The organism is Clostridium sp. (assembly GCF_050717535.1).
Lineage (GTDB): Bacteria > Bacillota > Clostridia > Clostridiales > Clostridiaceae > Clostridium_AD.
The window spans coordinates 16,791-42,849 of record NZ_JBOITM010000076.1 but is presented as its reverse complement, the minus strand read 5'-3'; the positions used below and the strand labels follow the sequence as shown (position 1 = coordinate 42,849).

Sequence of the window (26,059 nt, the reverse complement as noted above, 5' to 3'; positions counted from 1 at the left end):
TTATAGAGGAGGAATAAAAATTATGAATAATACACATCCTGTAAAAGTACCCAACACCAACCTCAATGCTACATTTAAATTTTTATTTTATAGTATAATTGGAATATTCATGTTTTTTATTACAATAACAATAAATGGGAAAACGACTATCCCAATAGACCATTTAGTTACGGCACTAAAAGGATTATCTGCTAAAGGTGCTGGAATTTATGGGCTAATAGTTATTATTTTAGGTGGATTATATCCTTTCTACAAAAAAACATGGAACAAAGATAAGGTAACATTAGTATTTTCTTTACTTAAATTATCAGGTATCGCAATAGGATTCATGGCATTCTTTAACTTTGGGCCACGCTTTCTATTTGAAAAAGACATGATTCCATTCTTATTTAATTCGTTAGTTATCCCAGTAGGCTTAATTGTTCCTTTAGGTTCAGTATTTTTAGCATTTTTAGTTGGTTATGGACTTATGGAATTTATAGGTGTCTTAATGAAACCAATTATGAGCCCAGTATGGAAAACTCCCGGACGTTCTGCTGTTGATGCAGTTGCTTCTTTTGTGGGAAGTTATTCTATTGCATTGTTAATTACTAACAGGGTTTATAAAGAGGGAAAATATACAACAAAAGAAGCTGCAATTATTGCTACAGGATTTTCTACCGTATCTGCAACTTTTATGATTATAGTTGCAAAAACATTAGGAATAATGAATTTGTGGACTAAATATTTTTGGGTAACATTAATAATTACTTTTATCGTTACAGCCATTACTGTAAGACTAAGACCTTTAAGTCATAAATCTGATGAATACTATAATAATCAAAAGGGTAATCCTGAAATATCTAAGGGTGGAAATATATTTAAAAATGCATGGGAAGCAGGAATAGATGCTTCCAAAAATTCAGTATCAATAGGAAAAAATATTGTTGATAATCTAAAAGATGGATTTATTATGGCTATGGGAATATTACCATCAATAATGTCTGTAGGATTATTAGGATTAGTTCTTGCAAAATACACACCTGTGTTTAATATAATAGGATATGTTTTTTACCCAATAACTTTGCTGTTTAAATTACCACAACCATTGCTCGCATCAAAAGCATGTGCAGTAGGAATAGCTGAAATGTTTTTACCTGCATTGTTAGTTGTTGGTGCTCCTCTTGTAACAAAATTTGTAGTTGCGGTAGTATCAGTTTCAGGAATATTGTTTTTCTCTGCATCAATACCATGCATATTGTCAACTGATATACCAGTAAGTATACCTGAGATAATTATAATATGGTTTGAAAGGGTAGTACTTACATTAATAATAACTATACCTATTGCATATATAATATTATAAGTGAGTTACACTGACAATTTATCTAAAAAAAACAACCAAAAGTAAATATAAAAATAATAAAATATCATGAATGTATGCCACCTTACATTCATGATTTTTTATTATATTTATCCACTACATCATATCAACTCTCCCGGTGAAAGCATCTTCGAATATACCTACAACTATGAAGGTATGTTTACAAAATCGAAACAAAAATATAGTATAATACATATATAGCTAAAAGTTGAGTTTATTATTTTAAAAAAGAATCTTTAACAAAAATTATTATAAAGTAAAACATAAAAAGGATTTTAAATGAAAAATAGATTGGAGGATATAACAAAACTATGAATATTGAAAAAACAATTACCGCACTTAAGAAAAATAATTATGAGGTAAGCTTCTTTAAAACCGCCGAAGATGCGGCACTGTATTTAGACAGCAGTCTTAATGACACTTATATTGGATTTGGTGATTCTGATACTATGCTACATATGAACTTGTTTGATAGACTTGCCACGCATAACAAGGTTGTTGACCCTAAGCATTTGGTGGCAGGGAAAACATTCGGCGATACTGCAATAGAATGCCTGACTACAGATATTTTTCTGACGTCAGTCAATGCCCTATCAGAATCAGGAGAGTTTGTTAATATTGATGACACGGGTAATCGTGTAGCTGGATCACTGTTCGGTCATAAGAAGGTATATTTTGTTGTCGGCACAAATAAAATCTCGCAGTCACTTGAGGATGCCATTTGGCGTGCACGTAACATTGCTGCTCCTCATAATGCTATGAGATTAGGACTTAGAACCCCATGTGCAATAAAAGGAGATCATTGTTATAATTGTTCCAGTCCAGATCGTATCTGCAATGGCCTTGTAATTTACTATAAAAAGATGTATAACATGGATATGGAAGTCGTATTGATAGATGAAGAGCTTGGATTCTAATAAATTTATTCAACCAAGTCTTTAAATATATTGACATCTCTTTGGTAAACATTTTTACTGAAACTTTCACTTATTTTAAGACTTGCTTGTTTATAGAAAATAGATGGTGCATTACTTACTACATAATAATACACGTCTTCTTTATTATAGATGGGATTATTTAAAGTAGAAAAGATTGTACCTTCAATAGCTTTACCAGCATTTGCAGCAGCATCAATTATTAAGCAGTTTTTCTTTAAACCCTTTTGCTGCTCTAAAGATAGTATGTGCAGTCCAGTTTGATCTACCTCAATACCATTTATTATAATATCAAAGCTTTCGCGTTCTTCAATAAACTCATGCATAGTTTTTCTATAAAACATTCTTACATTATTATTAAATTTTGAAACAGCACAAAATGCTCCTTGAGAAACGTTCCCACAGCCTAGTACTGCTATATTTGTGCTATGATCTGGTATCATACCAAAGTTTAACAAAGCATGTAAAACAGAAGAATATCCAGCAATGAAGCTATTATCTTTGATAAAATTCGGTTTAATCCAATCGATTAATTTTATCTTATCTTTGTAATAAACTTGAGGATGAACATTGTCCAAATCTACAATTGTTAGATTTTTTAAATTAAATTGTGATTCCATAAAACCTTTGCCAGACCCGTTAGGATGAGTCCAACCAATAATCATTTGGTTTGGTCTAATATTTTTATAGTCATCTTCTTGAATACATTTAATTGAGAAAATTGCAGGACAATCAGAAAAAATTTCAGCACGCGTGGCTATTTTACACCCAACTTTTTCATATTCATAATCTTTTATATTTAGATTAAGTCCAAAGTTATGTTCAATCACAATGTCATTCTCAAAATCCTTTACATGCGTAGGTAATAATGCAACTCTTTTTTCATCAGGATAATTGGGGATAATAAAACCTAATTTCATACGTTAGCCCTCCTCGTATAATGTTCCAAAAACATATACTATTCTTCGATTTTTTCTACAATGATTTTCATATTGTTAAGTGTTTCTTTTAACAATGCCAGATCGTCTATATTAAATTTCTGCATGCTTTTATTAAAAGATATTTTCATAGCCTCTGTATGTTTTTCTAAACAAGTATGCCCTATTTCCGTTAGTTCTATATAGATTATCCGCCTGTCATTTTGATCTAATATCCTTTTCACCATATTAAATTCCACAAGTTTATTAACTAATACAGTTATATTCGGTTTTGACACATAAAGCATTTTACCTAAATCTGTCATGGTACAAGCACCTTCGGTTTTCAAGAAACGCATTAGATTTACGTGTGCCCTTGCTATTCCCTTATTTGTAATTGTATTGTCATTTATTACAAAAATTTTTTTTGTAAACATCGGAAAAACCGATATTAATTCATCAAAAATTTCATCAATATATTCATTCCCCATTCAATTCTCCATTCATTTAAATATATTTTTAATTTAGTTTGACTACAAAGTGAAATTATATAATAGTTACTCATTTAACTGTTATATAACATAACTATTATATAATATAACTATAAACACTATTTGTCAACTGCACTTAAATTATTATTACTTCAATAACTCTTGTACATGCAAAATCAAGGAAATGATTTCTGCCAAAAGCCACAAGGTCAAATGAGATAACTAATCATTTTCAATGTTAATATTAACTTAAAAGCAAGTAACCCCATATCAAATTGCTATAGGGTTACTTGTGTCAACATATAATAATTATATTTCCTCTAGCAAATCGTAGCTACTACCATCTTGTATTTCGTCCCCTAAATCTCGAATTTTTTCTCGATATACTCTGATTGCAAAGTACCCAGAAATTATTAGCGAAACTGTTTCTGATATTGGGAATGCCATCCATATTCCGGTTAATCCAATTAATTTACTTAGAAAAAATGCCAATGGTAATAAAATAATAATCTGTCTTGCAAAAGATATAACAAGGCTTACTTCTGCTTTACCAAGCGCTTGGAAAACCACGGAAAGAACTATTGCTACCCCAGAAAACATAAAACCTATACTGATAATTCTCAAACACTCAATCCCAATTGCCTCCATCTGTGATGTACTGCTAAATAGCATAAGCAGCTGCCTCGGAAATATTACAAATACAGTAGTACCAACCAGCATTATTGCACACGCAAATATGCAACCATACTTAACAGTTTCAAGTACCCTTTGCTTATTTTTTGCTCCATAATTATAGCCAATTATAGGCATAAGTCCTTGTGTCAATCCGAATACAGGCATATATATAAAAGATTGTAATTTAAAATATGCTCCAAATACTGCAACAGCAGTTCCAGAAAATCCTGCTAAAATCAAATTTATACCAGATACCATTACGGATCCCACCATTTGCATAAACATAGCAGGGATTCCAACTTTGAGTATTTCACCTGTGATATTTCTACTATAATGAAATTTCTTTAAATTTAGTTTTAGTCCATTTTTGTTTCTAAGTACAAGTTTAAGTGCATATAACATAGAACATATTTGACCAATAACCGTTGCTATTGCTGCCCCTCGCACATCCAATTTAGGAAAAAACAATAATCCGTAAATAAGAATTGGGTCTAAAACAATGTTGGTTATCGCACCTAATAACTGTATTCTCATAGAACTTAACATGTCACCTGTGGATCTTAAAATATTCATACACACTTCTGATATAATGCTCCCAAATGAGAACAGCATAATAATCCTAGTATACTGTGTTGCATATTTAATAACAACAGGGTCGTTAGTAAATAGCTTAGAAAACATTTGAGGTACAAATGTTGAACAAATCGCAAGCATAATCCACAATATAATACCTATTGCAAATCCGTGTTCCGCCGTATTTGTCGCAACATCTTTATTCTCCTCACCCAGTTTTCTTGACATAAATGAGTTAACCCCCACACCAAGTCCCACAAATATTGATACTATTATTAATTGTATTGGAAAAACTATGGATAAAGCTGTAAGTGCCTTCACTGATATTTTTGCTACAAACATACTGTCTACAACATTATATAGTGCTTGTACAATCATAGACAGCATTGCTGGCAACGACATCTTTATAATCAGCTTCTTTATATCCATATTACCTAGTTTATACATACTTTCTTTCATTGTTAATTCTCCTTTAATCTCGTTATATTATCTACCATTTTGGCTAGCATACTTCTTATTTTTTCTATATCATCATTTGAAATATTAGCAATGAGAATATCCTCCCATTCTTTTAGTATTTCTGTAATACTAGAAAATATATTTTTTGCTTTATCAGTTAAATATATGCCCTTTTCTCGTCTATCACTCTCGCAAACTACTCTATTAACATAATTATATTTTTCAAGATGGGTTATTATTTTTGTTATAGTAGCCTTATTAAATAAAAACAATTCATTTATTTGTGTTAGGTTAGCGCCATTGTCCTCCCATAAAAATAACAATACTTCCGCTTGAACTTTATTGAGATTGTATTTTTTTAGCTTAGCATCTACAAAATTTTTTTCATGTCTATATAATATTGAAATATTTTTTCCTATTATTTTACGCATATTTTCATCCTCCCATAATAGTTGCCCAAGAAACTATTATACATCACAATAGTTTCTTAGGCAACTATTAAGCAACAAATATTGCAAATATACAATATAATAGTTCCGTTTATGTGTTATTAATGCTTTTTTATGCTTCTAAACTTGTTTTATAGAACTTTATGGGCTAATATCTTGAATAAGAGATACATTTTTCTAAAATTCAAAAGTAATATACAAATAGAGTGATTGCTAATATTATTAGCTAATTATAAGCACTAAATGAAACAGAAGGAGGCATAAAAACATGGAGGTCGAAACACAATTAAATGGTCAACCAGATTACAGAAAACAAGCAAGAGAGCAACTAAAAGATAATAGAGGCAAGACTATATTATTTACACTGTCATACGGGATTATAGAAGCTATACTTTATGCAATAATACACTTTATATTTAAAGTTAACATGGATAATACTTTTAATATAATTTTAGTATTAACATCACCATTAGCACTAAGTTCAGCAATATTCTATGTTAAATTTAGTAAAAGCGAAAAAGTAAGATTGATGGATATACTTACCGGATTCAATAGACTTTTAGCAGCCTTAATAATTTATATAGTATTAAATATTCCAAGTATAATTCAGCAATTAATTTCATTTGTGGCGCCCAATACAGGAGCCAATAGTGGTGTAATTATTTCAATAGTTGTAGTTACTGTTTCAATTTTTATAGAATTAATCTATACAATGTCATATTATATTATAGCGGATGAGAAAAATATTGGAATAAAAGAAGCATTAATTAGAAGTAGAAAAATAATGTATGGCCATAAAATGGAATTTTTTCTTTTACAATTAAGTTTTATAGGATGGGGCTTTGTAGCATTACTTACAGTAGGTATTGGTTTATTATGGATAGTACCTTATATGGAGTTAACATATGCTAATTTCTTTTTAGATATTAAACAAAATTATAGTGAACAAACTTTAATATAAAGTATTTACATATTATTGTAGTTAATTTAGCGTTCGGTGTAAAAAGAATAGGCTATTAATAGTCTATTCTTTTTATGCTCCATAGTAATATAGGATACTTTATCATATAAACAAATGTTTATGCTGTAAATATTTGTTGTCTTTATAAAAAGATGATGCTATAATTCAAATACAAAGCAAGGTGGTGTCGAAATGGAAACGAAAGATTATGTAGTAGTGATAGGAGGTTTAAATCTTGATTTAGCAGGCCTCAGTGGAGATATATATAGAGAAAAAGATTCAAATATTGGAGATATTCAGATGACCGTTGGTGGAGTTGGACAAAACATTGCTCAAAATCTTACAAAGTTAGATGTACCTACCTATCTAGTTGGAGTATATGGTGATGATTATTTTGGTAAAATCCTTTCTGATGATTGTAAAAAGCATAATATCCAACTTGATTATGCAGAATGTGTTCCAAACACAAAAAGTTCAATTTATTTGTATGTGACTGATAATCAAGGAGATATGGTCACTGCTGTTAATGATATGAAGATTACAGAATATATGACACCCGATTTTTTTGAAAAACGCATGGATTTTATTAATGGAGCATCTATTTGTGTAATTGATGGAAATGTTCCAAAAGAATCTATTGAATGGCTACTAATTCATTGCAGTGTGCCTGTATTTGTAGATCCTGTTTCCGTTACAAAAGTTAACAGGTTTGAAAATGTATTAAACAAAATTGATACATTTAAACCAAATGAATTAGAAGCTGGCTTTCTGACGGGTGTTGATATTGTGGATGAGAAAACTGCCATGAAAGCTGCTAAGATTTTGAATCAAAAAGGTGTGAAAAATGTTTTTATCTCTATGGGATCAAAAGGAATCTTATGTTCAAGAGAGGGTGATGTTGACTCTGTTGCCATTTTACCTACTCACATTGTCAGTGTAAATGGAGCTGGTGATTGTAGCATGGCTACAATTATATGGGCACGTTTTAAGTATCTGGACAAACTAACACTTACTAAGATTGGACAACTAGCACAGGCAGCAGCAAGTTTAACCGTAGAAGTAGCACAGTCAGTTTCTCCATATTTTAATATCAAAAACTTAGAAGAACGAGCAAAAAAATATTTATAAGAGGTGCAAAGTGATGATAAAACAAATTTATTCTTTAGTGAATTATAATGAAAGTATAGCAACCATGGATGCGGGTGCAGATCATATCGGTTTGGTACCTATGCAAAGTGGTGGTGTTCCAGCACACCGTGTACCATTTGATGTTGTAGATCGTATATTTGATGAAGCTAAAAAAAGAGGAGTAAAATGTGTTGCCATTATGCTGAATAAAGATCCAGATGAAATGATTTTTATTTCAAAACGTGTAAAGCCAGATATTATGCATATTGCAGGAATGGATTTCACGGCAGATGTAGCATTTGCTAATAGGCTACATAAAGAATGCCCTGGAGTAGAGCTTATGCAGGCTGTTTTAGTAGATGGACCAGCAGCTGTAGGTAGAGCCCGTGAGTATGCAAAATTTTGCGACTACATTTTAACTGATTCAGGACTCGCTGCTGATACCGGTATTGGAGCAAGTGGACTTACTCATGATTGGAATATAGATGCTGAAATTATAAAATCCGTGAATATTCCTGTCATTATGGCTGGTGGACTTGGACCTGACAACGTAGAAGAATGTATTCGACAAGTAAGACCTTACGGAGTGGATTCCTTAACAAAAACCAGTTACAAATATGAGGATGGTATAATGGAAAAAGATATTTCAAAAGTAAAAGAATTCTGTGAAAAAGCAGATCAAGTATCAAGAGAATTAGGGCTATAAAACTGAAACACATTAGTATAAATTATATATCATGTTCTTATTTGTTCAGTAGCTTAATATAAGAAACTTTTATATCATAAATGTTAGAACCAAGGAGAGTAATATTATGGATTTTAAATTAGAACAAAAGGTAAAAGTTATTTTTTCTCGAGAACTTGGAAATACGATTGTAGAAATCTTAAAATTAGAAGAATATAAAAAACCTATGATAGCAATTGATGGATTCTTAGTCACTACACCCCCTATAAAAAACATTTTAGAAATTCTAAAAACTAATGGTTTTGAGTATTATATTTACGATAAAATTGTTTCAGATCCACCAACAGTTGTAATTGATCAGGGTGCAGAGCTATTTGCTAAAAATCAGTGTGACTGTGTTATTGGAATTGGAGGAGGCAGCTCAATCGATTCCGCAAGAGGTATCAATATTGTTCGTACTCTAGGCGGGAAAATCAGTGATTACGCATTAGGAAAAGAAATCACTGAGCTTTGTAAAGGATTGATTTCTGTACCTACTACTTCAGGAACTGGAAGTGAATTATCCAATGCATTAATAGTTACTGATCCAGACACACATGAAAAATTAGCCGTACTATCAAATAAAGCGGTAAGTGAATATGCTATCTTAGATCCTGAACTAACTATAACACTCCCTAAAAACATGACCGCCGCAACTGGTTTAGATACATTTTCTCATGCTGCAGAAGGTTATACCTCTAGGTTGTCCTCACCAATTACAGATGCAATTTGTGAAAAGATCATGTACTTAATTGTGAAATATCTTCCTAGTGCTGTAAAAAACGGTGATGACATAGAAGCAAGAGAGCGCATGATGGTTGCAGCCGCTTTAGGCGGATGGATGTTAAATAATGCAGGAACACATATTGGACATTCACAGGCTCATATCATTGGCTCACTTTATGGAATTCCACATGGAATGGCATGTGCTTATGCACTACCAGGAACACTTATGTATACAGCGCAAGCCAATTCGAAAAAAATCAAGGAAATTGGTTTGATTATGGGAGCAGAATTTTCTAAAGATCTTACTGATTTAGAAATAGGTAAAATTACTGCAGAAAGATTTAAATGGTTCAGAGATACAGTAGTCGTTATGGAACCTTTGACAAAATTTAATCTTTCAAAAGAAGATATTCTATCCAACGCACAAAAGGTAGTAGAAGAACGTTTTGCTAATAATTCACCCATGGAAATTAATCTTGATTTAGCAAAAAAGCTACTAGATATTTTTGGACAAGAATATAGTGGCTAGTCTTAATAATTTAACTTATACTCCGCACAATATATTACAAAAACCCTACATTTAATTTTAGGGTTTTTTTACTTGATTTTCATTAAAAACAGTATCTTTTAATATTTTTTAAATATATTTGTAGAAAATTCTTTAAGTTCTTCTGTTTCATAAGTTCCCACATTACTTTTGAAGTCGTGTCATAATTTATGTTTGTTACCTCTATTCCATAATTGACAAATGCTTGGGAACTTAGCTCACCAAATATTTTTCTTGGGCCAGCTTCATGAAATGCATCTAAAAATTTACCAAACCTATCATCATTTCAGCCATTATTCCATAAGAAATATCCGTCTTCCTTCCTAAACTTTTTTCTAAATTTAAGTTGAACACTTCTGGCAATTTGAGCTGTTCACAAAGCCCTACCATAAAATTCATTTTGCAATCATAGTACATTTCCATGTCAATTGATAATATATCATTCATATCCATAAGTTTACTCACCTTCAGAAAGTATTTTATGAATATATTCGACATAAATATTAAAATTCCTTGAATTTCATATATACACTTGAAAATTTGGAGATTGGTTTTAAAGTATAGAATATATTTGCATTACTTAGCAAATAGTACATAGCTCCAAAGTATATCGTCTTTAACAAAGCAGTGCTAAAAGTAACCTTGCCAGTCCAATACATATTTTGGACCGTAAGCAAAAATCAAACATAACTATAAAGATTTCTAAAAATAACACGAGATATGTATTAACATCCTATTACAATTCTTTTGTTGATACTACTGGGAAGACAACTCCACGAAGCATTGATAGATGATAATATGACAACTTATGGAGATCATATATTGGTAGTGAATTTAAAATGTTTATCTTGAATTTCTGGGGAGAGATTTAACGATGAAAATTGATATTACGCATACGCAGATTTTATACGTTAAGATATTTGTTACGAATAGCAAAACAAATTGTATTTACAATTTGTTCACGTCTGCCGGGGGGTCTTCTAATTTTTGAAAAAAAGTTGCTTTTTTTCAAAAAGGAATTCTTGTGATAATTTTGGGTTTACAGTTTCTTGCGTTTCCATGGTACTGATGGCAGCAGCATAGGCATATTTTAAAGCTTCTTCCCATTTCATATTATTCTGTAATCCCCAAATCAAAGCTCCAGTCAATGTTGCACTAGCACCGTTAGTATTTACAACAAATGAGTGATTAACTTTAAGGTGGTATTTATTGTTATAGTTTTTAAAAAACAGACCACTATTTATGGAAAAGACAATGATATTTTTTACACCTTTACTTAACATAAAATCAACAGACTGGTTAAAACTAGTATATTCTTCATTCAATTGTGATAACAATTGTGCCAATTCATTTTTGGTCGTTATTAAAATTTCAATCTTCTTTAAATTGTGAATAAGTCGATTATTTTTGTTTAATGATACAGTTTTGACTACTAATGGGGATGTAACCTTTTTACAAATATAATTAATCGTATCTTCTGGGAGGTTAGTATCGATAATACAATATTCAGAATTATTGATTCTGTCTAGATTTTTTTCAATAAAAGCAGGTGTCATATTATTATATATATTCATATCATCAATTCCAGTTATCCTTCTTCCATCAGCATCATTAATATATAAAAATGAGGAGGTTGCTTCTCCTTTAATTATTTCACAGTATTGAACATCCATATTATTTTCTTTTGCATCGTCTAAAAATTTTTTTCCATTTAAATCATCACCAAAAACAGAGATGAAATAATTTGGAATCTCCAGTTTTGTTAATGTGAGAGAAATATTGCGACCTGCTCCGCCCATCAGATGGACTATTTTTCCAGGATTGGAGTTATTACGTACTAATTCATCCTTCGGACTACCTGAAATATCAATATTGACTCCCCCTACTATCGTTACAAAACGTGATTCGCTTAAAACATATCCTTTTCCTTTAATATAACCTTTTTTTGTTAAATTATGAATGTGAGCGGCTACTCCAGAACGAGTAATACCAAGCATATCGGCAAGTTCATATTGTGAAATCATTGGCTGGTGCTTAATTATTTTTAGAATCTCCAATTCTCGGTCTGTCATATTATCCTCAATCCCTCCTTTCATTAGAATGCTACATTCATAAAACATGCTGTGTATCTTTGGTTGAACTATCCCTTATCTTACAGTATTAATTAAAAATATTATATCATAAAAACCATTCCTCTAACAAACACTTTTATGTTTACTTTTCCCCTTCTCAATCAAGTGAAATTTTGGTATAATAACCATAGTTTGTTTTATATTGTTATATCCATAAGTTAGACTTATTAGAATTACATTATTTGAGTTTCTTATTTATTAATTGACAATCTCTTATTTATTTTATATGAAATTATATAAAAACTAAATGTTCACATATACCATTTAATTTATATAGCTTAATAAAGGTGGGATCAATCTTGAAAAACAACATTAACATTATAAGAAAATTTAGTATATATATTAAAAGGCATTATGTAATCTTACTGGCATTTTTTCTGCCTGCCTTTATCCTGGAAATCGCCTATATAGCTGTTAGAATTTTTCCCTTTGGAAATTGGAGTTTATTAATATCAGACTTGTACCATCAATATGCTCCCTTTATCGCAATTTTGCATGACAAGCTTAGATCATCTGCAAGCCTTCTTTACTCCTGGTCAGGCGGCCTTGGGGTGAATTTCTTGCCGTTATTTGCCTATTATCTTGCCAGCCCAATAAATCTTATAACTATTTTATTCCCACCAGAGTATTTGACTGAAGTTGTACTTGTTTTGACACTTATAAAGGTAGGTCTTGCAGGGTCCTGTTTTGCATTTTACCTGAAGGCTGTTCATGGTGAACAAAATCTGATTACTGTAGGTTTCTCATTACTTTATGCGCTCTCCGGTTTTGTACTTGCCTTTTGCTGGAATATTATGTGGATGGATGCGATTTATCTTCTACCCCTCATTATGATTGGCCTAATAAACTTGATACGTCAGGGTAAAGGTATTTTTTTCTGCATTACTCTTACCATTGCTCTTTTGTCCAATTTTTATATGGCCTTTTTTATTTGCTTTTTCACCTTGCTCTATTACCCCGTTTGTCTCTTTAAATATCATGATTTTAAAAAAACATCTTTGCTAATAAAAAGGACATGTCAATTTGCAGGATTTTCGCTGCTGTCCGCTGGGTTATCAGCCATACTTCTGCTACCAACATTTTTTCAATTAAAATCCACCTCAGCAGCAGGTGATATATTCCCAAAGACACTGACGAACTATTTCGATTTATTTGATTTTATAACCAGACATTTTACAGCTGCATCTCCTTCTATTCGCGAAGGTGCACCCAATATGTATTGTGGAATTGTTGTTTTAATACTCATTCCAATCTATTTTTTAAGCAAAAGCATTCCGCTGAAGGAAAAATTATGGAATCTTGCTCTTCTTCTGGTTTTAACCCTAAGTTTCAATATTAATATATTGAATTTTATTTGGCATGGCTTTCATTACCCTAACCAGCTTCCATATCGATTTTCCTTTGTTTACATCTTTCTCGTATTATCCATGAGCTATGAAGCTTTTAGAAAACTAAAGGAATTTAATGGAAAACAAATAGGCAATATATGTTTATCTATTTTGGGTGTTATTCTTATCTCACAGAAATTTGATAATTTATCAATTGGATTTCACACCATATATATCAGTGCAACTTTTATTATTTTATATGCAGTGGCCCTTACCATTGATCGCTCGTGCAATATCAGACCATCCCTTAAAACTCTAATTATATTTCTTATACTTACTGCCGAGATAACCACTAATACCATTGCGACAATTATTAAAATTGATTCAACTGAAGGCTACTCAACTCGAAATAGCTATGCAAGCGGAACGGAAGTTTCCCAAATTCGTGATCAGCTTTCTGCTATTTCGCAGAAGGATAAAGACTTTTATCGTTTGGAGATACTGCCATCCCAAACCACCAATGATCCTGCTCTGTATAATTATCGAGGCCTATCGATTTTTTCTTCCACTATCTCCGCAAAACCTGTAAAAATGCTTGAGAATCTCGGGTACTCTAGCAACGGTATTAACAGTTACGACTACGAGGGCTCCACTGCAATACTGGATTCTCTTCTCGGCATTAAATATCTGATTTATCGAAACATGGCTATTGATGAAAAATTGTACAAACAGACTGCAACCACCGACAAATTAAAGATTTTTACAAACCCTTATGTTTTGCCGCTGGGCTTTCAGTCTACCATTGGGCTAAAAAACTTTGACAGTAGCTCAGGGCCTAATCCACTTGAAACTCAAAATCTTCTTATAGAAGCTATTTGTGGTGTACCTGATGTTCTAATCCCTATTGACCAAACGCAGGGAATTCAAAATAACCTTGAATATAGCGGCAATAGTTCACCCTATTATAGCTTTAAGCGAATTAATAAGGATAGTGATTCTAAAGCAAGTATTGATTTTGCAATAAATAAAGCCCAGCAAGTCTACCTATACTATAAGACACCCTCTAATATGAAAGGCAGTGGATTTGTTTCGACCAATGGCAAAAAAGTTGAATTTAATCCAAGACATTCCTCTATACTTAATCTTGGATTTTGCAAGCCTGGGTCTTCTGCAGAGCTTAAAATTAATTTTGATAAGTCAAGTGCTGAAACCGGACAATTTAAAGTATATGCCTACACTTTGAATATACCCGCATTTAAAAAGGCGATATCACTTATCCGCAAAAAATCAATGACAATTGAAAACTTTACTGATACCAGCATCTCCGGTCACGTGGATGCAATAAGTGACGGACTGATGGTAATGTCCATACCTTTTGATAAGGGGTGGCATGTCAAAGTGGATAACCAGGAGGTTAAAACACAGGCTGTGGATGATTGTTTATTGAGCTTTGATCTGCTAAAAGGCTCCCATAAGATTGAATTGTGGTTTTTTCCAGAAAAACTTTTCATGGGGCTTATGATTACCTTGGTATCCGTTCTAATACTACTCTTTGTTTTCATAAAAAAGTCAGACATCATGGTTCCCACTATTAAACATCTCAGAAAGGGGGTTAAATAACAATGGAAAAGTCATTTATCACAGTTGTCATTCCGGTATACAACGAAGAAAGCCAGATTTGTGAAAATATCAGTGTTATTAGGACGTATTTAGAAGAAACAGGTATGCAGTTTATGATTTTGCTTGTTGATGATGGCTCCACTGACGGCACATGGTCCAGACTTAAAATGCTTTCTGAGAAAACTCCATGTATTAAAGCATTGAGACTTAGCAGGAATTTTGGCAAAGAAGCAGCACTTTGTGCAGGACTAGAAGCTGCTGAGGGCGATTGCTGTATAATCATGGATGCTGACCTGCAGCACCCACCTACATTAATACCTGAGATGATAAGGTTATGGAAGTATGAGGGATATGATGTTGTGGAAGGTGTTAAGGCCTTACGTGGAAATGAGAGCATGATTAAAAAAGTAGGAGCTAATTTATTTTATCGTATACAAAGCAAGCTTTCCGGATTTAATATGCAGCAGGCTTCAGATTTCAAGCTATTGGATAAAAAAGTTATACTAGCATGGCATAGCATGAACGAAAGAGGTACCTTCTTTAGGGGAATGTCAGCTTGGGTTGGGTATAATCGAATAAGCATCCCCTTTAATGTAGGAATCAGGACAAAAGGAGTTTCAAAGTGGTCTGTTTTTAATCTGTGCGCACTTGCAGTTAAAGCCATTACCTCTTTTTCATCATTTCCACTTTATATAGTTACTTTTACGGGGGTGCTTTTTCTTATTGGCGCGTTGGTACTTGGAATCCAGACACTGTACATGAAGCTTATGGGTATGGCCTTGAGTGGCTTCACAACAGTTATTCTGCTACTCCTCATTATTGGAAGCTGCTTAATGATAAGTCTTGGAATTATAGGAACCTATATTGCCAGAATATATGAAGAAGTTAAATACAGGCCAAGATATATTGTTGCAGACGAAATTAAGAATAATGAGGATCTCCTAGTGAAGTAAAACCCATAGGATTCCGTAACAATGAGAACGCAAACTTGCATATAGAATAACCAAAGCAGAAGTTTAAATTTTATAAAAATGACACAAAAAAAAGGTTGTCCATTCAATAGGCAGCCTTAAATTATTTTTCTTTGAATGCAAAAAACCTCTGCCCTACATAGTTAAGCGAAGCGAACAGAACCATCCCAAAAACCATAGAAAACTGTTCAACTATACTCTTTGATAGTGAAATATTCGAAAGTATCCTTGTTACAATTGGTTTTGAGATACTATATGCCATTAAATAACAAACAGCAATATTCACGGTAAATCTTAGTGCTGTTTTTACATTAGATTCTCTATTTCTAAAAGTAAAATTTTTATTAAGAAAAAAGCTTAGTATACTTGCTAATATATATGATACGGCAGAAGACCCCCAATAACCAAAGCTAGATAAATTATACAGCAAAAACATTATTCCGGTCCCAAATATAGTATTTATTACTCCTACTAATAAGAATTTCAAAAACTTTATATCAAGCAATCCTTTTTTTCCCATAATCAAACTCCATCTTCTACATTATTTGAATAAAACATACACAGATACAAACAATCACATATAAGTTACAAATTGTTCACTGAAATTTTAATTGTATCACATATATTTGTGGACTTCCAATAATAGTCTTGTACAAGCTTACTTATGATACGGTAAATATTTTAGAAATAATATATTAATATGAATTCGGCTGTATAAGAAAAAGCTAATGGTGTTATTTTTGTTACTATGTGATAAAAAAGTGCGTACTTACAATTTAAATACACTGTGTTAAAATAACATATAGACACCAATAAGAAAGTTAGGAATAATAAATTTAAGCAAGGGGATTAAAAAAATGGATCTTATAACTGTAAATGAAGAAAAATGTATTAAATGCAAACAATGTATTAATGAATGTCCATCATTTGTTCTAAAAATGGGAAAAACGGTTCCAGAAGAAGTAGCAAATACCACTTGCATTGCCTGTGGGCATTGCGTTGCTATATGCCCTACTGGAGCTATAGATAATAAAAAAACACCGCTTTCAAATCAAGTAGCTGGAAAAGAGTTTCCTAAATTAAATGTAGATCAGGCAGAGCATTTCTTAAGGTCACGTCGTTCTATAAGAACTTATCAAGACAAGTCTGTATCAAGAGATAAGCTAACAAAATTAGTTGATATTGCAAGGCTAGCACCTACTGGAAGTAATAGTCAAGGTATATCATTTGTTGTAGTTGAGGACAAGCAATTAGTTAAAAATGCTGTTGAACTTATAATTGAAATGTTGGAAAAATCACCATTAAATGACGCATACAAAGGATTAATTAATGTTTACAGAGAAACTGGAGCTGACCCAATTTTGCGAGGTGCCCCAAACTTAATTATGACTACTGCAGACAAAGACTTTCCAATCGGAAGAGGTAATTCTATTTCTTCTTTGACTTATCTAGAATTATTTGCACCTTCGCTAGGGCTTGGAACTTGTTGGGCTGGATATTTTGAGTATTGTGCATCCCTTAAGGATTCACCACTGCTTAAATTATTTAATATTCCAGAAGGAAAAACCATAACAGCTGCTGTTATGGTTGGATATCCTAAGTATAACTATAAGAGGTTAGTCGATAGAAATCCATTAGAGGTCACTTATCTATAATATTATATATCTAACAGACAGTTTAAAATAACTGTCTATTAGATATTTTTTATGTTTTTTTACTAGAAAGTATAAACTCCCAGTTTTCACTATGACCTCAGACATCATAAGAAAAACTGGGAGTTTATGTTCAACTTTTCTAATTAAATACTTGTACTTATTAATACTATTTTTGTTTATTATCTCTCTCAAATATAACTTTTCCTGCACAAACCTTAGACTGATTAAACCACATGCATTTTGCACAGTTTAAGCATTTTCCAGTATCTTTGCCCTCTTTGGCATCATTTGCCCAATTAGGATTTATAAGAAATCCTTTAGCAATATCCACAATGTCTACATTTGTTTCATTTAATATATCTTCTGCAATTTCCGCGGAATTAATTCCGTTAACTGCAAATACTGGAATTGAAACTTCTTCTTTAATTTTTTGCGCTGCATAAACAGCATTGGAGTATTTATAATCTTCATTTACATGCATTTCCTGTTCGCTCATAAATCCATAAGAAATATCGAGGAAATCTACTCCATTTTTTTCTAATACTTTAGCATAATGTATTCCATCTTCTATTGTTGGTTCAAATCCTCCCAAACGGATTCCAACAATAAATTCTTTTGGTGTTACTTTTCTAATTCCAGCTATTATTTCTACAACAAATTTTTCGGGATTTTTACCATATTCATCAGTTCTTTTCTTTCAGACCATCTGGATATTCTACTGGAATTAAGCCAAAAGAGTCATTATTGTTTACTGACCAACAGTATTATTTTAAGTGCAATGTAGGATTAATACAAGTACGCACTTTTTTTATTATTAGTTTCATAAATAATACTATTGGAATTTGCAGTATTAAAATTAGAAATGAATTGGATTAATTAAACACAAAACAAAATTAGGGTTATTTTTAATAATAATTAATTTTATATTATTATTTTGGCCAGCAATTCTTTGGTATATGGGAACTCTGATTTGTGGAGTATAGAAATTCATAAATAAGTATTAGCCTGAATCAAATTGTTTGATTCAGGCTAATGCTATATTACTTTTCGTTTTTTCTTATTAGCTGTACATGGAAATTTAAAGATGCTAAATACTTTAAAATATTGACCTTATCTATAGTCTTTAAAATGGGGCTAATGGCAAGCAAATACTTCATATAAAATTTTCCGTATTATTTCCTACCTTTTTTGTACCATACTTTTAAACCTATAAGCAATCCAGCCCCAATTGTAGATGCAATGCCTGTATATATTGCAACTTTTCCTTTGACCGTTTTATTTTTTGGTGTTTTATTTTTGGTTACTTTAATTGTCTTATGATAATCTTCCATCAAGTTTTCATACTGTTTCTTGTTTATATTCCCCACACCTATACCCATAACCTTACAATTCATGCCTGCAAAATAATTGATTTTTTCTGATATGTAACAATTAAATGTATGTATTTTCTGTGGTGTTGAACTTCCATCATTCCATAATTCAACTCCAAATAATTCTTCATATATAAATTGATGTTGAAAAACAACTAAAGAATAATTACCTGGTTTTGAGTGATATATATTAATATACCCATCTTTTGCAATAAGATTATCAATATGCCCCTGGTATAAAACTAAAATGTTCTTAGATGAATTCTCATTCTTAATCTTATCAAATAATTCTCTACCATCAAATGAATAAAATAATTCAACTGTAGTTATATTATTCTTCACTAAAGCTAGCTTGATCATATCTATATATGAGTCAATGTATTGTATATCTTCTGGAAATTTGTTTTTGTAATCATTTATTGACTTTTGAGTTTTTTTATTAAACATACCATTGATAAATTCCATTTTTATACACCTCTCTTCTTCCCTGTAAGATTTGTTAATCTTATTAGTTTATCATATGTTTCCCTCTTTGTTTGCTTAACATAACATATATTTTTAATTTTTATTTCAACAAACATAAGTTGTCCATTAAATTCCCAACTTATTTGTTTTTGAGTGTTACTTGTTTCTAATTATTACATTTGATAAATATCCACCTAAAATATTCTTGATTTTATTTAATTCAGATTCATTAAACCCAGTCAAAACATCCTTTTTGTTATTTCTTTTGTATAAAATATCACCAGAATCTAAATAGTTTTGGATATAATACTTACTCTCTCCTTTTAACATTTTTCCAATGTTCTCAAAATTTCTTAAAGTGTGAATTCCTTTTACAACAGTAGTTCTAAATTCATAATCAACTTTATTTTCTTTAAGAAGATCAATAGATTTTTTTATATTATCTAATAACTCATGGTCTTTTACGCCACAAGCATCAAGATAATTTTCTATATCTGATTTTATATCCATGGCTACATAATCTATGAGTCTCTCATTTATCAATTCTTTTATAAGTTTTGGATTAGTTCCATTTGTATCAATCTTTACTTTTAAACTAGTAGAAGCTTTAATCTTTATTATAAAATCTTTCAAATCTTCGTATATGGTAGGTTCTCCTCCACTAATGCATACCCCTTCTAATATATTCACTCTTTTGTTTAAAAAGTTCAATATATCTTGCTGGAAGTAAACCTCTGTAGACTCATTTAATACTAATGAAGAATTGTGGCAATACGGACATCTAAAATTACATCCACTAACAAATAACATACAAGCTAAATGGTTTGGATAATCTAATAACGTGGTTTTATTTATTCCCGAAAAATTCATGTTTGCCTCCTACATATAACACTACAAATCACTAATATTATTGTTCTAAATATTTTATAATATTTGATGCATTAACATACTTTGAATAACCGTTTTCTGTTGGAATCATCAATGTTGGAGCTGACATTATTCTATTTTTTTTACAGAATTCTATATTTTCATCTGCATATATTTCATTGTATTTAATATTCAGTTCTTGCATAAGTTGTGTAACAGCCTTGCAATTTGGACAAGTTTTGGTGGTTAACAAAATTATAGTAGACTTTGATTCTTGTTTTTCTTCTGTGTTTTCAACTATTGCTTGTTTTTCTTTATCACAAGCTACTTCTTTTTTAGTATCATAAAGAACGTAAGTTTTTCTATTTTTATATTCCTGAGATTTTCCAACATTCCAATTTTTAATTGGACGATAATAACCAGTAATTCTACTATAAACTTCTGTTTCTTTTCCACAATGAGGACAAATAAATTGTTCTCCTAGTAAATAACCATGTTCTGCACATACAGAATAAGTTGGAGAAATTGTATAGTAAGGCAATTTATAATTTTCAGCAATTGCTTTTACAAGTTTAGCTGTTGATTTCCAATCTGGCAACTTTTCTCCAAGAAAAGCATGAAACACTGTTCCAGATGTATATAGCGGTTGAAATTTATCTTGGATGTCTAATGCATCAAATAAATCTTCCGTGTACTCTACAGGTAAATGTGATGAATTAGTATAGAAAGGATCATCTCCTTCTTCACCTGCAGTTTTGATATCTGGGAATCTGTCTTTATCATGTTTAGCAAATCTATAGGTAGTACCTTCAGCAGGTGTAGCTTCAAGATTATACAAATCACCATATTTTTCTTGATAATCTGACAATTTAACTCTCATGTAATTTAACACATCTTGTGTAAATTTTTGAGTTTTATCATCTGTTAAGTCTTTACCTAACCATGATGCATTTAGTCCAACCTCGTTCATACCAATTAATCCTATTGTTGAAAAATGGCTATCAAAATTACCAAGGTACCTTGCTGTGTATGGATACAACCCATCCTTTAACATCTTTGTTATAAATCTTCTCTTAATTTTAAGTGAACGAGCGGCTACATCCATTAAATGTTCTAATCTTTCATAAAATTCTTCAGGATTTTTTGACAGGTAAGATATTCTAGGCATATTGATTGTTACTACACCAACAGAACCAGTACTTTCTCCCGAGCCGAAGAATCCGCCAGACTTTTTACGTAGTTCTCTAAGGTCTAATCTCAAACGACAACACATTGACCTAACATCACTTGGCTCTATATCACTATTTACATAGTTCGAGAAATATGGTGTTCCATATTTTGCAGTCATTTCGAATAATAATATATTGTTTTCTGTATCTGACCAATCAAAATCCTTAGTAACTGAATATGTTGGAATTGGATATTGAAATCCACGTCCATTTGCATCTCCTTCAATCATAATTTGAATGAATGCTTTATTGAGCATATCCATTTCTTTTTTACAATCCTTGTATTTAAATGTTTGTTCTTTTCCACCAACAATGCAAGGTAATTCTGCTAAATCATTAGGGATTGTCCAATCAAGAGTAATATTAGAAAACGGAGCTTGAGTTCCCCATCTGCTAGGTGTATTTACCCCATAGATAAAGGATTGGATACATTGCTTAACTTCTTTATATGATAACCCGTCCTTTTTTACAAAAGGGGCTAAATACGTATCAAATGAAGAAAAGGCTTGTGCTCCTGCCCATTCATTTTGCATGATACCGAGAAAGTTTACCATTTGATTACAAAGTGTTGAAAGATGACTAGCTGGTGCAGAAGTAATTTTACCAGGAACACCGCCTAATCCTTCTTGTAATAATTGTTTAAGAGACCAACCTGCACAATAACCAGTTAACATTGATAAGTCATGAATATGCATGTCTCCCTCTTTATGAGCTTTGCCAATTTCTTCATCATAAACTTCTGATAACCAATAATTAGCAGTAATTGCACCTGAATTATTAAGTATAAGCCCTCCTACTGAATATGTTACAGTAGAATTTTCTTTGACTCTCCAGTCTTCTATATTAACATACTTATTAACTATACTCTTATAATCAATATTTGTTTTTCCGATATTCCTTGCCTTTTCTCTTTCTTTTCTATATAATATATATGCTTTTGCTACATCTGTATATCCGGAATCAATAAGGACTGCCTCTATGTAATCTTGAATTGTTTCAACTGATATTTCATCATCTTGTATATCTACACTAAACTTAGCAGTTGTTCTAAGTGCTAACTTTTCAAGAATATTTTCATCTGAATATTTATCGGTTGCTTTGAATGCCTTTAAAATAGCATTCTGTATTTTTTCCAAATTGAATTCCACTTTCTTCCCACTTCTTTTTGAAACTTTTAACATATTTTTTTGTCCCCTCTCAAATCTGTAGTTTTTACTATTAATGTATTATATATGGTTTTATATTCTAATATTTCATCTACATATTGTAATTAACATTTAAAACTGAAACGATTATATTATTACAACTAAATCTTTTAAAACAAAAAAGCCTTCTAACTAAAGCATTAAAAGGTAACAATCGAAAACGTATGTTAATCATATAAGATCAACAAATAAATTCCCATTATAATGGCCTCCCTATTACTCGTAGAGTTTTTAGCGCAAAATATAGGCAGGTCTTCTGACTCAAGAATCATTATTTAAATACGCCTTCCCCGTTTCCAAGTGGCATAATGTATCTAAATTCATCTATTACAGCTACGAGATAGTTCAGGATTTTAACCTGATTCCCTTTTAATTAATTGTATTAATTAAACCTATATTTTATTATTTGATTTTTTTACTCATATGTCTATTGTATAATACAGACAATATTATACCACAAGATTAATACTGTAGCTAGGATAACTTAGCCCCAAATACAAGCTTTTGCTTCTTTCCCAATTAGGCACGGCATACTAAATTCTTTATTGTATAGTCTTTTATTTCGCCTATATCCAATTTACGGTAATAATAGTATAGTTAAATAAATACATGCTTTATAAAATCGTGTTTTGGCATTAGTAGTATAAAGTATAACTAGAATTAATCGATAATCTATATATATATAGTTTTGAAGAAAAATTCATTAAAATGTTTTGAAACAAAGCATATGATAGTTAAATTAATAAAAGAGTGAGGGAGATAGGATTAATGAAGAAGTTATCATCAAAAGCACTAAGTATAATAATAGTATTATCAATGATTTTACCATCAACAAATACAGTTTTTGCAAAGGGGTTAATTATCAATAGGATAACTCCTGTTAACAATGCGGCAGGTACATCTGACACAGTAACAATATCAAGTTTAGCGGTAGGAGATATAGTTAAAGTATATGCTGATGCAACCAGTGAAGCAGCCATAGGGTCAGTAACAGCAACATCGATAACAAGGTCAATAGTAGTGTCAGGAAAAAGAATATCGGGAACAGAAACATCAGCAACCGTAAGTATTCCACAACTTGGGGTAGACGCAGGAAATATATATGTGTCAGTAACAAGCAAGGGCCTAATTGAAAGTGATAGAGTTAAAGTGTCATATGATGCAGAAGCGCCAACTATAATATCACCAATTATGAAGGGAACTACTGTAAATAATTCAGTTGGAACACCAGATACAGTAACAGTTAAAGGTTTAGCATTAGGAGATATAATTAAAGTATACCAATCGGCAACAGCAGATGGAGCATCAGGGATAGGCTCATCCATAGGAACAGCAACAGCTGTAGCAGACAAAGTAAATGGTATAAGAGCAATAGCAACTATTCCACAACTTGGGGCCGCAGGAGGGAATATATATGTATCTGTTACAAGTAAGGGTTTGCTTGAAAGTGATAAATTAATAAAAGTACAATATTTCGCAGAACAAAGGTCAAGTACACCATTCGTATCTAATATAACAACAAATAATAATGCAATGGGGACATCAGATACAGTAACAGTTACAAATTTAATAGTAGGAGATATAGTTAAATTATACTCAGATGCAACATCAAATGGAAAATACTCAGTAGGAGAAGCCATAGGAACGGCAACAGCAACTGCGGGAACAGCAACAGTAAGTATTCCACAACTTGGGGTAGGAGCAGGAAATATATATGTGTCAGTAACAAGCAAAGGTTTGATTGAAAGTACTATAACAACAGCAATAGCATATTTGGCAGAGCCTAAATCAATTGCACCATTTGCAGCTGATATACAGACTGTTAACAATGCATTAGGCACCCCAGATATAGTAACAATAAGAGTTACCGCTTTAGTATCAGAAGATATAGTTAACGCATACCAACCGGTAATAGATTTAGTAGCAGGAGATATAGTTAAGGTATATCAATCGCCAACAGGTGGAATAGCCATAGGAACAGCAACAGTAACATCAAAAATAATAACATTAGGATCACAACAAATACGAATAACAGAAGTCAAAGCAATAGCAAATGTTCCACAACTTGGATCAGTAGCAGGGAATGTATATGTAGCAGTAACAAGCAAGGGTTTGCTTGAAAGTGATAGAACAAAAGTTGCATATGCAGCAGAAAAAGCAACTGTGATTTCACCACGTACAGCAGGAACTACTTTAAACAATGCAGTAGGAACACCAGATACAGTAACAATTACAGGCTTAGAAGTAGGGGATATAGTCAAAGTATACTTAGCGCCAATAATAGAGGGAATACCTTTAGCCGCAGCAACGGCAACGGCAGACAAAGGGAGTAATGGTGCAATAGCAACGGCTAGTATTCCACAATTTGGCACAGGAGCAGGAAATGTATATGTAACAGTAACAAGTAAGAATTTTCTTGAAAGTGATAAGTTAATAAAAGTACCTTATTTTGGAGAGAAAAGATCAAATACGCCATTCGTATCTAATATAACAACAAAAAACAATGCAGTAGGCACAACAGATACAGTAACAGTTACAAATTTGCAAGTAGGAGATATAGTTAAAGTATACTCAACATCAACAGGAGATGGAAAATCAACTATAGGAGAAGCCATGGGAACAGCAACAGCAACAGCAGACAAATCCTCCACGGCAATAGCAAAAGTAAGTATTTCACAACTTGGAACAGGCGGAGGACATATTTATGTTTCGGTAATAAGCAAGGGTCTCCTTGAAAGTGATATAACAGAACCAATAGTATATTTGGCAGAAATAAAATCATCTACACCATTTGTATATAACATAACAACAGAAAACAATGCATATGGAACATCAGATACAGTAATCGTTAAAGGGCTATCAGTAGGAGATGTAGTTAATGTTTACTCTAGATCAACAATTGATGGAACAAGAGGTCTAGGAAAATCCATAGGAACAGCTACAGGAGTAGCAAATACAGTAACCACAGGCATGGTAGCAACTTCAACTGCAACAGTAATTATTCCACAAATTGGAGTAGCGAAAGGAAATATCTATATATCAGTAACAAGTAAGGGTTGTCTTGAAAGTAATATAACAAAAGCAGTAGAGTATGATGCAGAAGTAAAAACAGAAGCACCTATTGTAGTCCACTAGAAAATAAACGAATTAAGTTTGTGACAAGTAGTGGTGCATTTTGTTACTTAACCGTAATATTTTTAACAGGTATATAAAACAAAGATAAAATAGCCTTCATCTTAACTAAGATGAAGGCTATTTATTATCTTCAT

At 31.8% G+C, this 26,059-nt stretch carries 20 protein-coding genes, 1 pseudogene and 1 riboswitch; of the genes and pseudogenes, 10 read left to right on the top strand and 11 right to left on the bottom strand.

What is annotated here, in order from left to right; genetic code table 11:
* Positions 1-22: 22 nt before the first annotated feature.
* Complete coding sequence (locus tag ACREVU_RS14685) at positions 23-1,345, top strand: YjiH family protein (protein ID WP_431552354.1); 1,323 nt, start codon at positions 23-25, stop codon at positions 1,343-1,345.
* A 329-nt stretch (positions 1,346-1,674) separates the two neighbouring features.
* A complete protein-coding gene (locus tag ACREVU_RS14680) occupies positions 1,675-2,280 on the top strand; it encodes a lactate utilization protein (RefSeq protein WP_431552353.1) in 606 nt (201 codons plus the stop codon).
* A 5-nt stretch (positions 2,281-2,285) separates the two neighbouring features.
* On the opposite strand, the gene ACREVU_RS14675 is transcribed toward ACREVU_RS14680, so the two are convergent.
* The 4 genes from ACREVU_RS14675 to ACREVU_RS14660 form a co-directional block, all read right to left on the bottom strand.
* Positions 2,286-3,218 carry a Rossmann-fold NAD(P)-binding domain-containing protein gene (locus tag ACREVU_RS14675; protein WP_431552352.1) on the bottom strand — a complete coding sequence of 311 codons (933 nt, stop codon included), beginning with the start codon at positions 3,216-3,218 and terminating at the stop codon, positions 2,286-2,288.
* A 38-nt stretch (positions 3,219-3,256) separates the two neighbouring features.
* A complete protein-coding gene (locus tag ACREVU_RS14670; RefSeq protein ID WP_431552351.1) occupies positions 3,257-3,706 on the bottom strand; it encodes a MarR family winged helix-turn-helix transcriptional regulator in 450 nt (149 codons plus the stop codon).
* Positions 3,707-4,015: 309 nt separating this feature from the next.
* A complete protein-coding gene (locus tag ACREVU_RS14665; protein WP_431552350.1) occupies positions 4,016-5,413 on the bottom strand; it encodes an MATE family efflux transporter in 1,398 nt (465 codons plus the stop codon).
* A gap of 2 nt (positions 5,414-5,415) precedes the next feature.
* On the bottom strand, positions 5,416-5,844 hold the full coding sequence (locus ACREVU_RS14660; RefSeq protein WP_431552349.1) for a MarR family winged helix-turn-helix transcriptional regulator: 429 nt from the start codon (positions 5,842-5,844) through the stop codon (positions 5,416-5,418).
* Positions 5,845-6,130: 286 nt separating this feature from the next.
* Here ACREVU_RS14660 and ACREVU_RS14655 point away from each other — a divergent pair, with 286 nt between their 5' ends.
* From ACREVU_RS14655 to ACREVU_RS14640, 4 genes are all read left to right on the top strand, one after another.
* Positions 6,131-6,823 (top strand): DUF975 family protein, encoded by a 693-nt coding sequence (locus tag ACREVU_RS14655; protein WP_431552348.1) that lies wholly within the window; start codon positions 6,131-6,133, stop codon positions 6,821-6,823.
* 192 nt (positions 6,824-7,015) lie between these two features.
* Positions 7,016-7,951: a PfkB family carbohydrate kinase gene (locus ACREVU_RS14650; protein WP_431552347.1), complete on the top strand. Its 936-nt coding sequence runs from the start codon at positions 7,016-7,018 to the stop codon at positions 7,949-7,951.
* Positions 7,952-7,964: 13 nt separating this feature from the next.
* The gene (locus ACREVU_RS14645; RefSeq protein WP_431552346.1) at positions 7,965-8,657 is read left to right on the top strand and encodes a phosphoribosylanthranilate isomerase; all 693 of its coding nucleotides are present in this window, start codon (positions 7,965-7,967) and stop codon (positions 8,655-8,657) included.
* Between the two features lie 106 nt (positions 8,658-8,763).
* A complete protein-coding gene (locus tag ACREVU_RS14640) occupies positions 8,764-9,930 on the top strand; it encodes an iron-containing alcohol dehydrogenase (RefSeq protein ID WP_431552345.1) in 1,167 nt (388 codons plus the stop codon).
* Positions 9,931-10,206: 276 nt separating this feature from the next.
* Here ACREVU_RS14640 and ACREVU_RS14635 read toward each other — a convergent pair whose 3' ends face one another.
* Both ACREVU_RS14635 and ACREVU_RS14630 read right to left on the bottom strand, forming a co-directional pair.
* Entirely contained in the window at positions 10,207-10,401 is a 195-nt protein-coding gene (locus ACREVU_RS14635; RefSeq protein ID WP_431552344.1) for a hypothetical protein, read from the bottom strand.
* A gap of 527 nt (positions 10,402-10,928) precedes the next feature.
* Complete coding sequence (locus tag ACREVU_RS14630; RefSeq protein ID WP_431552343.1) at positions 10,929-12,044, bottom strand: PfkB family carbohydrate kinase; 1,116 nt, start codon at positions 12,042-12,044, stop codon at positions 10,929-10,931.
* A 335-nt stretch (positions 12,045-12,379) separates the two neighbouring features.
* Between ACREVU_RS14630 and ACREVU_RS14625 the strand changes: the two genes are divergently transcribed.
* Both ACREVU_RS14625 and ACREVU_RS14620 read left to right on the top strand, forming a co-directional pair.
* On the top strand, positions 12,380-15,028 hold the full coding sequence (locus ACREVU_RS14625; protein ID WP_431552342.1) for a YfhO family protein: 2,649 nt from the start codon (positions 12,380-12,382) through the stop codon (positions 15,026-15,028).
* Positions 15,029-15,030: 2 nt separating this feature from the next.
* Complete coding sequence (locus ACREVU_RS14620) at positions 15,031-15,981, top strand: glycosyltransferase family 2 protein (RefSeq protein WP_431552341.1); 951 nt, start codon at positions 15,031-15,033, stop codon at positions 15,979-15,981.
* Between the two features lie 121 nt (positions 15,982-16,102).
* Here the strand turns inward: ACREVU_RS14620 and ACREVU_RS14615 are convergent, their stop codons facing one another.
* Entirely contained in the window at positions 16,103-16,519 is a 417-nt protein-coding gene (locus tag ACREVU_RS14615) for a GtrA family protein (RefSeq protein ID WP_431552340.1), read from the bottom strand.
* Between the two features lie 337 nt (positions 16,520-16,856).
* Here ACREVU_RS14615 and ACREVU_RS14610 point away from each other — a divergent pair, with 337 nt between their 5' ends.
* Complete coding sequence (locus ACREVU_RS14610) at positions 16,857-17,654, top strand: nitroreductase family protein (RefSeq protein ID WP_431552339.1); 798 nt, start codon at positions 16,857-16,859, stop codon at positions 17,652-17,654.
* Positions 17,655-17,820: 166 nt separating this feature from the next.
* On the opposite strand, the pseudogene ACREVU_RS14605 reads toward ACREVU_RS14610, so the two are convergent.
* From ACREVU_RS14605 to ACREVU_RS14590, 4 genes and pseudogenes are all read right to left on the bottom strand, one after another.
* A pseudogene (locus ACREVU_RS14605) lies at positions 17,821-18,336 on the bottom strand (oxidoreductase); the annotation flags it as partial.
* A gap of 490 nt (positions 18,337-18,826) precedes the next feature.
* Positions 18,827-19,489 carry a hypothetical protein gene (locus ACREVU_RS14600; protein WP_431552338.1) on the bottom strand — a complete coding sequence of 221 codons (663 nt, stop codon included), beginning with the start codon at positions 19,487-19,489 and terminating at the stop codon, positions 18,827-18,829.
* 156 nt (positions 19,490-19,645) lie between these two features.
* Entirely contained in the window at positions 19,646-20,359 is a 714-nt protein-coding gene (locus ACREVU_RS14595) for an anaerobic ribonucleoside-triphosphate reductase activating protein (protein ID WP_431552337.1), read from the bottom strand.
* 37 nt (positions 20,360-20,396) lie between these two features.
* Complete coding sequence (locus ACREVU_RS14590) at positions 20,397-22,766, bottom strand: ribonucleoside triphosphate reductase (protein WP_431552336.1); 2,370 nt, start codon at positions 22,764-22,766, stop codon at positions 20,397-20,399.
* Between the two features lie 253 nt (positions 22,767-23,019).
* Positions 23,020-23,201: riboswitch (cobalamin riboswitch) on the bottom strand.
* A gap of 357 nt (positions 23,202-23,558) precedes the next feature.
* On the opposite strand from ACREVU_RS14590, the gene ACREVU_RS14585 reads away from it, so the two are divergent.
* Positions 23,559-25,925: a hypothetical protein gene (locus ACREVU_RS14585; protein WP_431552335.1), complete on the top strand. Its 2,367-nt coding sequence runs from the start codon at positions 23,559-23,561 to the stop codon at positions 25,923-25,925.
* The last annotated feature ends 134 nt before the right edge of the window (positions 25,926-26,059 follow it).

Coding starts and splice junctions, on each gene's coding strand:
- ACREVU_RS14685 (WP_431552354.1), top strand. CDS start 23: ATGAATAATACACATCCTGTAAAAGTACCCAACACCAACCTCAATGCT.
- ACREVU_RS14680 (WP_431552353.1), top strand. CDS start 1,675: ATGAATATTGAAAAAACAATTACCGCACTTAAGAAAAATAATTATGAG.
- ACREVU_RS14675 (WP_431552352.1), bottom strand. CDS start 3,218: ATGAAATTAGGTTTTATTATCCCCAATTATCCTGATGAAAAAAGAGTT.
- ACREVU_RS14670 (WP_431552351.1), bottom strand. CDS start 3,706: ATGGGGAATGAATATATTGATGAAATTTTTGATGAATTAATATCGGTT.
- ACREVU_RS14665 (WP_431552350.1), bottom strand. CDS start 5,413: ATGAAAGAAAGTATGTATAAACTAGGTAATATGGATATAAAGAAGCTG.
- ACREVU_RS14660 (WP_431552349.1), bottom strand. CDS start 5,844: ATGCGTAAAATAATAGGAAAAAATATTTCAATATTATATAGACATGAA.
- ACREVU_RS14655 (WP_431552348.1), top strand. CDS start 6,131: ATGGAGGTCGAAACACAATTAAATGGTCAACCAGATTACAGAAAACAA.
- ACREVU_RS14650 (WP_431552347.1), top strand. CDS start 7,016: ATGGAAACGAAAGATTATGTAGTAGTGATAGGAGGTTTAAATCTTGAT.
- ACREVU_RS14645 (WP_431552346.1), top strand. CDS start 7,965: ATGATAAAACAAATTTATTCTTTAGTGAATTATAATGAAAGTATAGCA.
- ACREVU_RS14640 (WP_431552345.1), top strand. CDS start 8,764: ATGGATTTTAAATTAGAACAAAAGGTAAAAGTTATTTTTTCTCGAGAA.
- ACREVU_RS14635 (WP_431552344.1), bottom strand. CDS start 10,401: ATGGATATGAATGATATATTATCAATTGACATGGAAATGTACTATGAT.
- ACREVU_RS14630 (WP_431552343.1), bottom strand. CDS start 12,044: ATGAAAGGAGGGATTGAGGATAATATGACAGACCGAGAATTGGAGATT.
- ACREVU_RS14620 (WP_431552341.1), top strand. CDS start 15,031: ATGGAAAAGTCATTTATCACAGTTGTCATTCCGGTATACAACGAAGAA.
- ACREVU_RS14615 (WP_431552340.1), bottom strand. CDS start 16,519: ATGGGAAAAAAAGGATTGCTTGATATAAAGTTTTTGAAATTCTTATTA.
- ACREVU_RS14610 (WP_431552339.1), top strand. CDS start 16,857: ATGGATCTTATAACTGTAAATGAAGAAAAATGTATTAAATGCAAACAA.
- ACREVU_RS14600 (WP_431552338.1), bottom strand. CDS start 19,489: ATGGAATTTATCAATGGTATGTTTAATAAAAAAACTCAAAAGTCAATA.
- ACREVU_RS14595 (WP_431552337.1), bottom strand. CDS start 20,359: ATGAATTTTTCGGGAATAAATAAAACCACGTTATTAGATTATCCAAAC.
- ACREVU_RS14590 (WP_431552336.1), bottom strand. CDS start 22,766: ATGTTAAAAGTTTCAAAAAGAAGTGGGAAGAAAGTGGAATTCAATTTG.
- ACREVU_RS14585 (WP_431552335.1), top strand. CDS start 23,559: ATGAAGAAGTTATCATCAAAAGCACTAAGTATAATAATAGTATTATCA.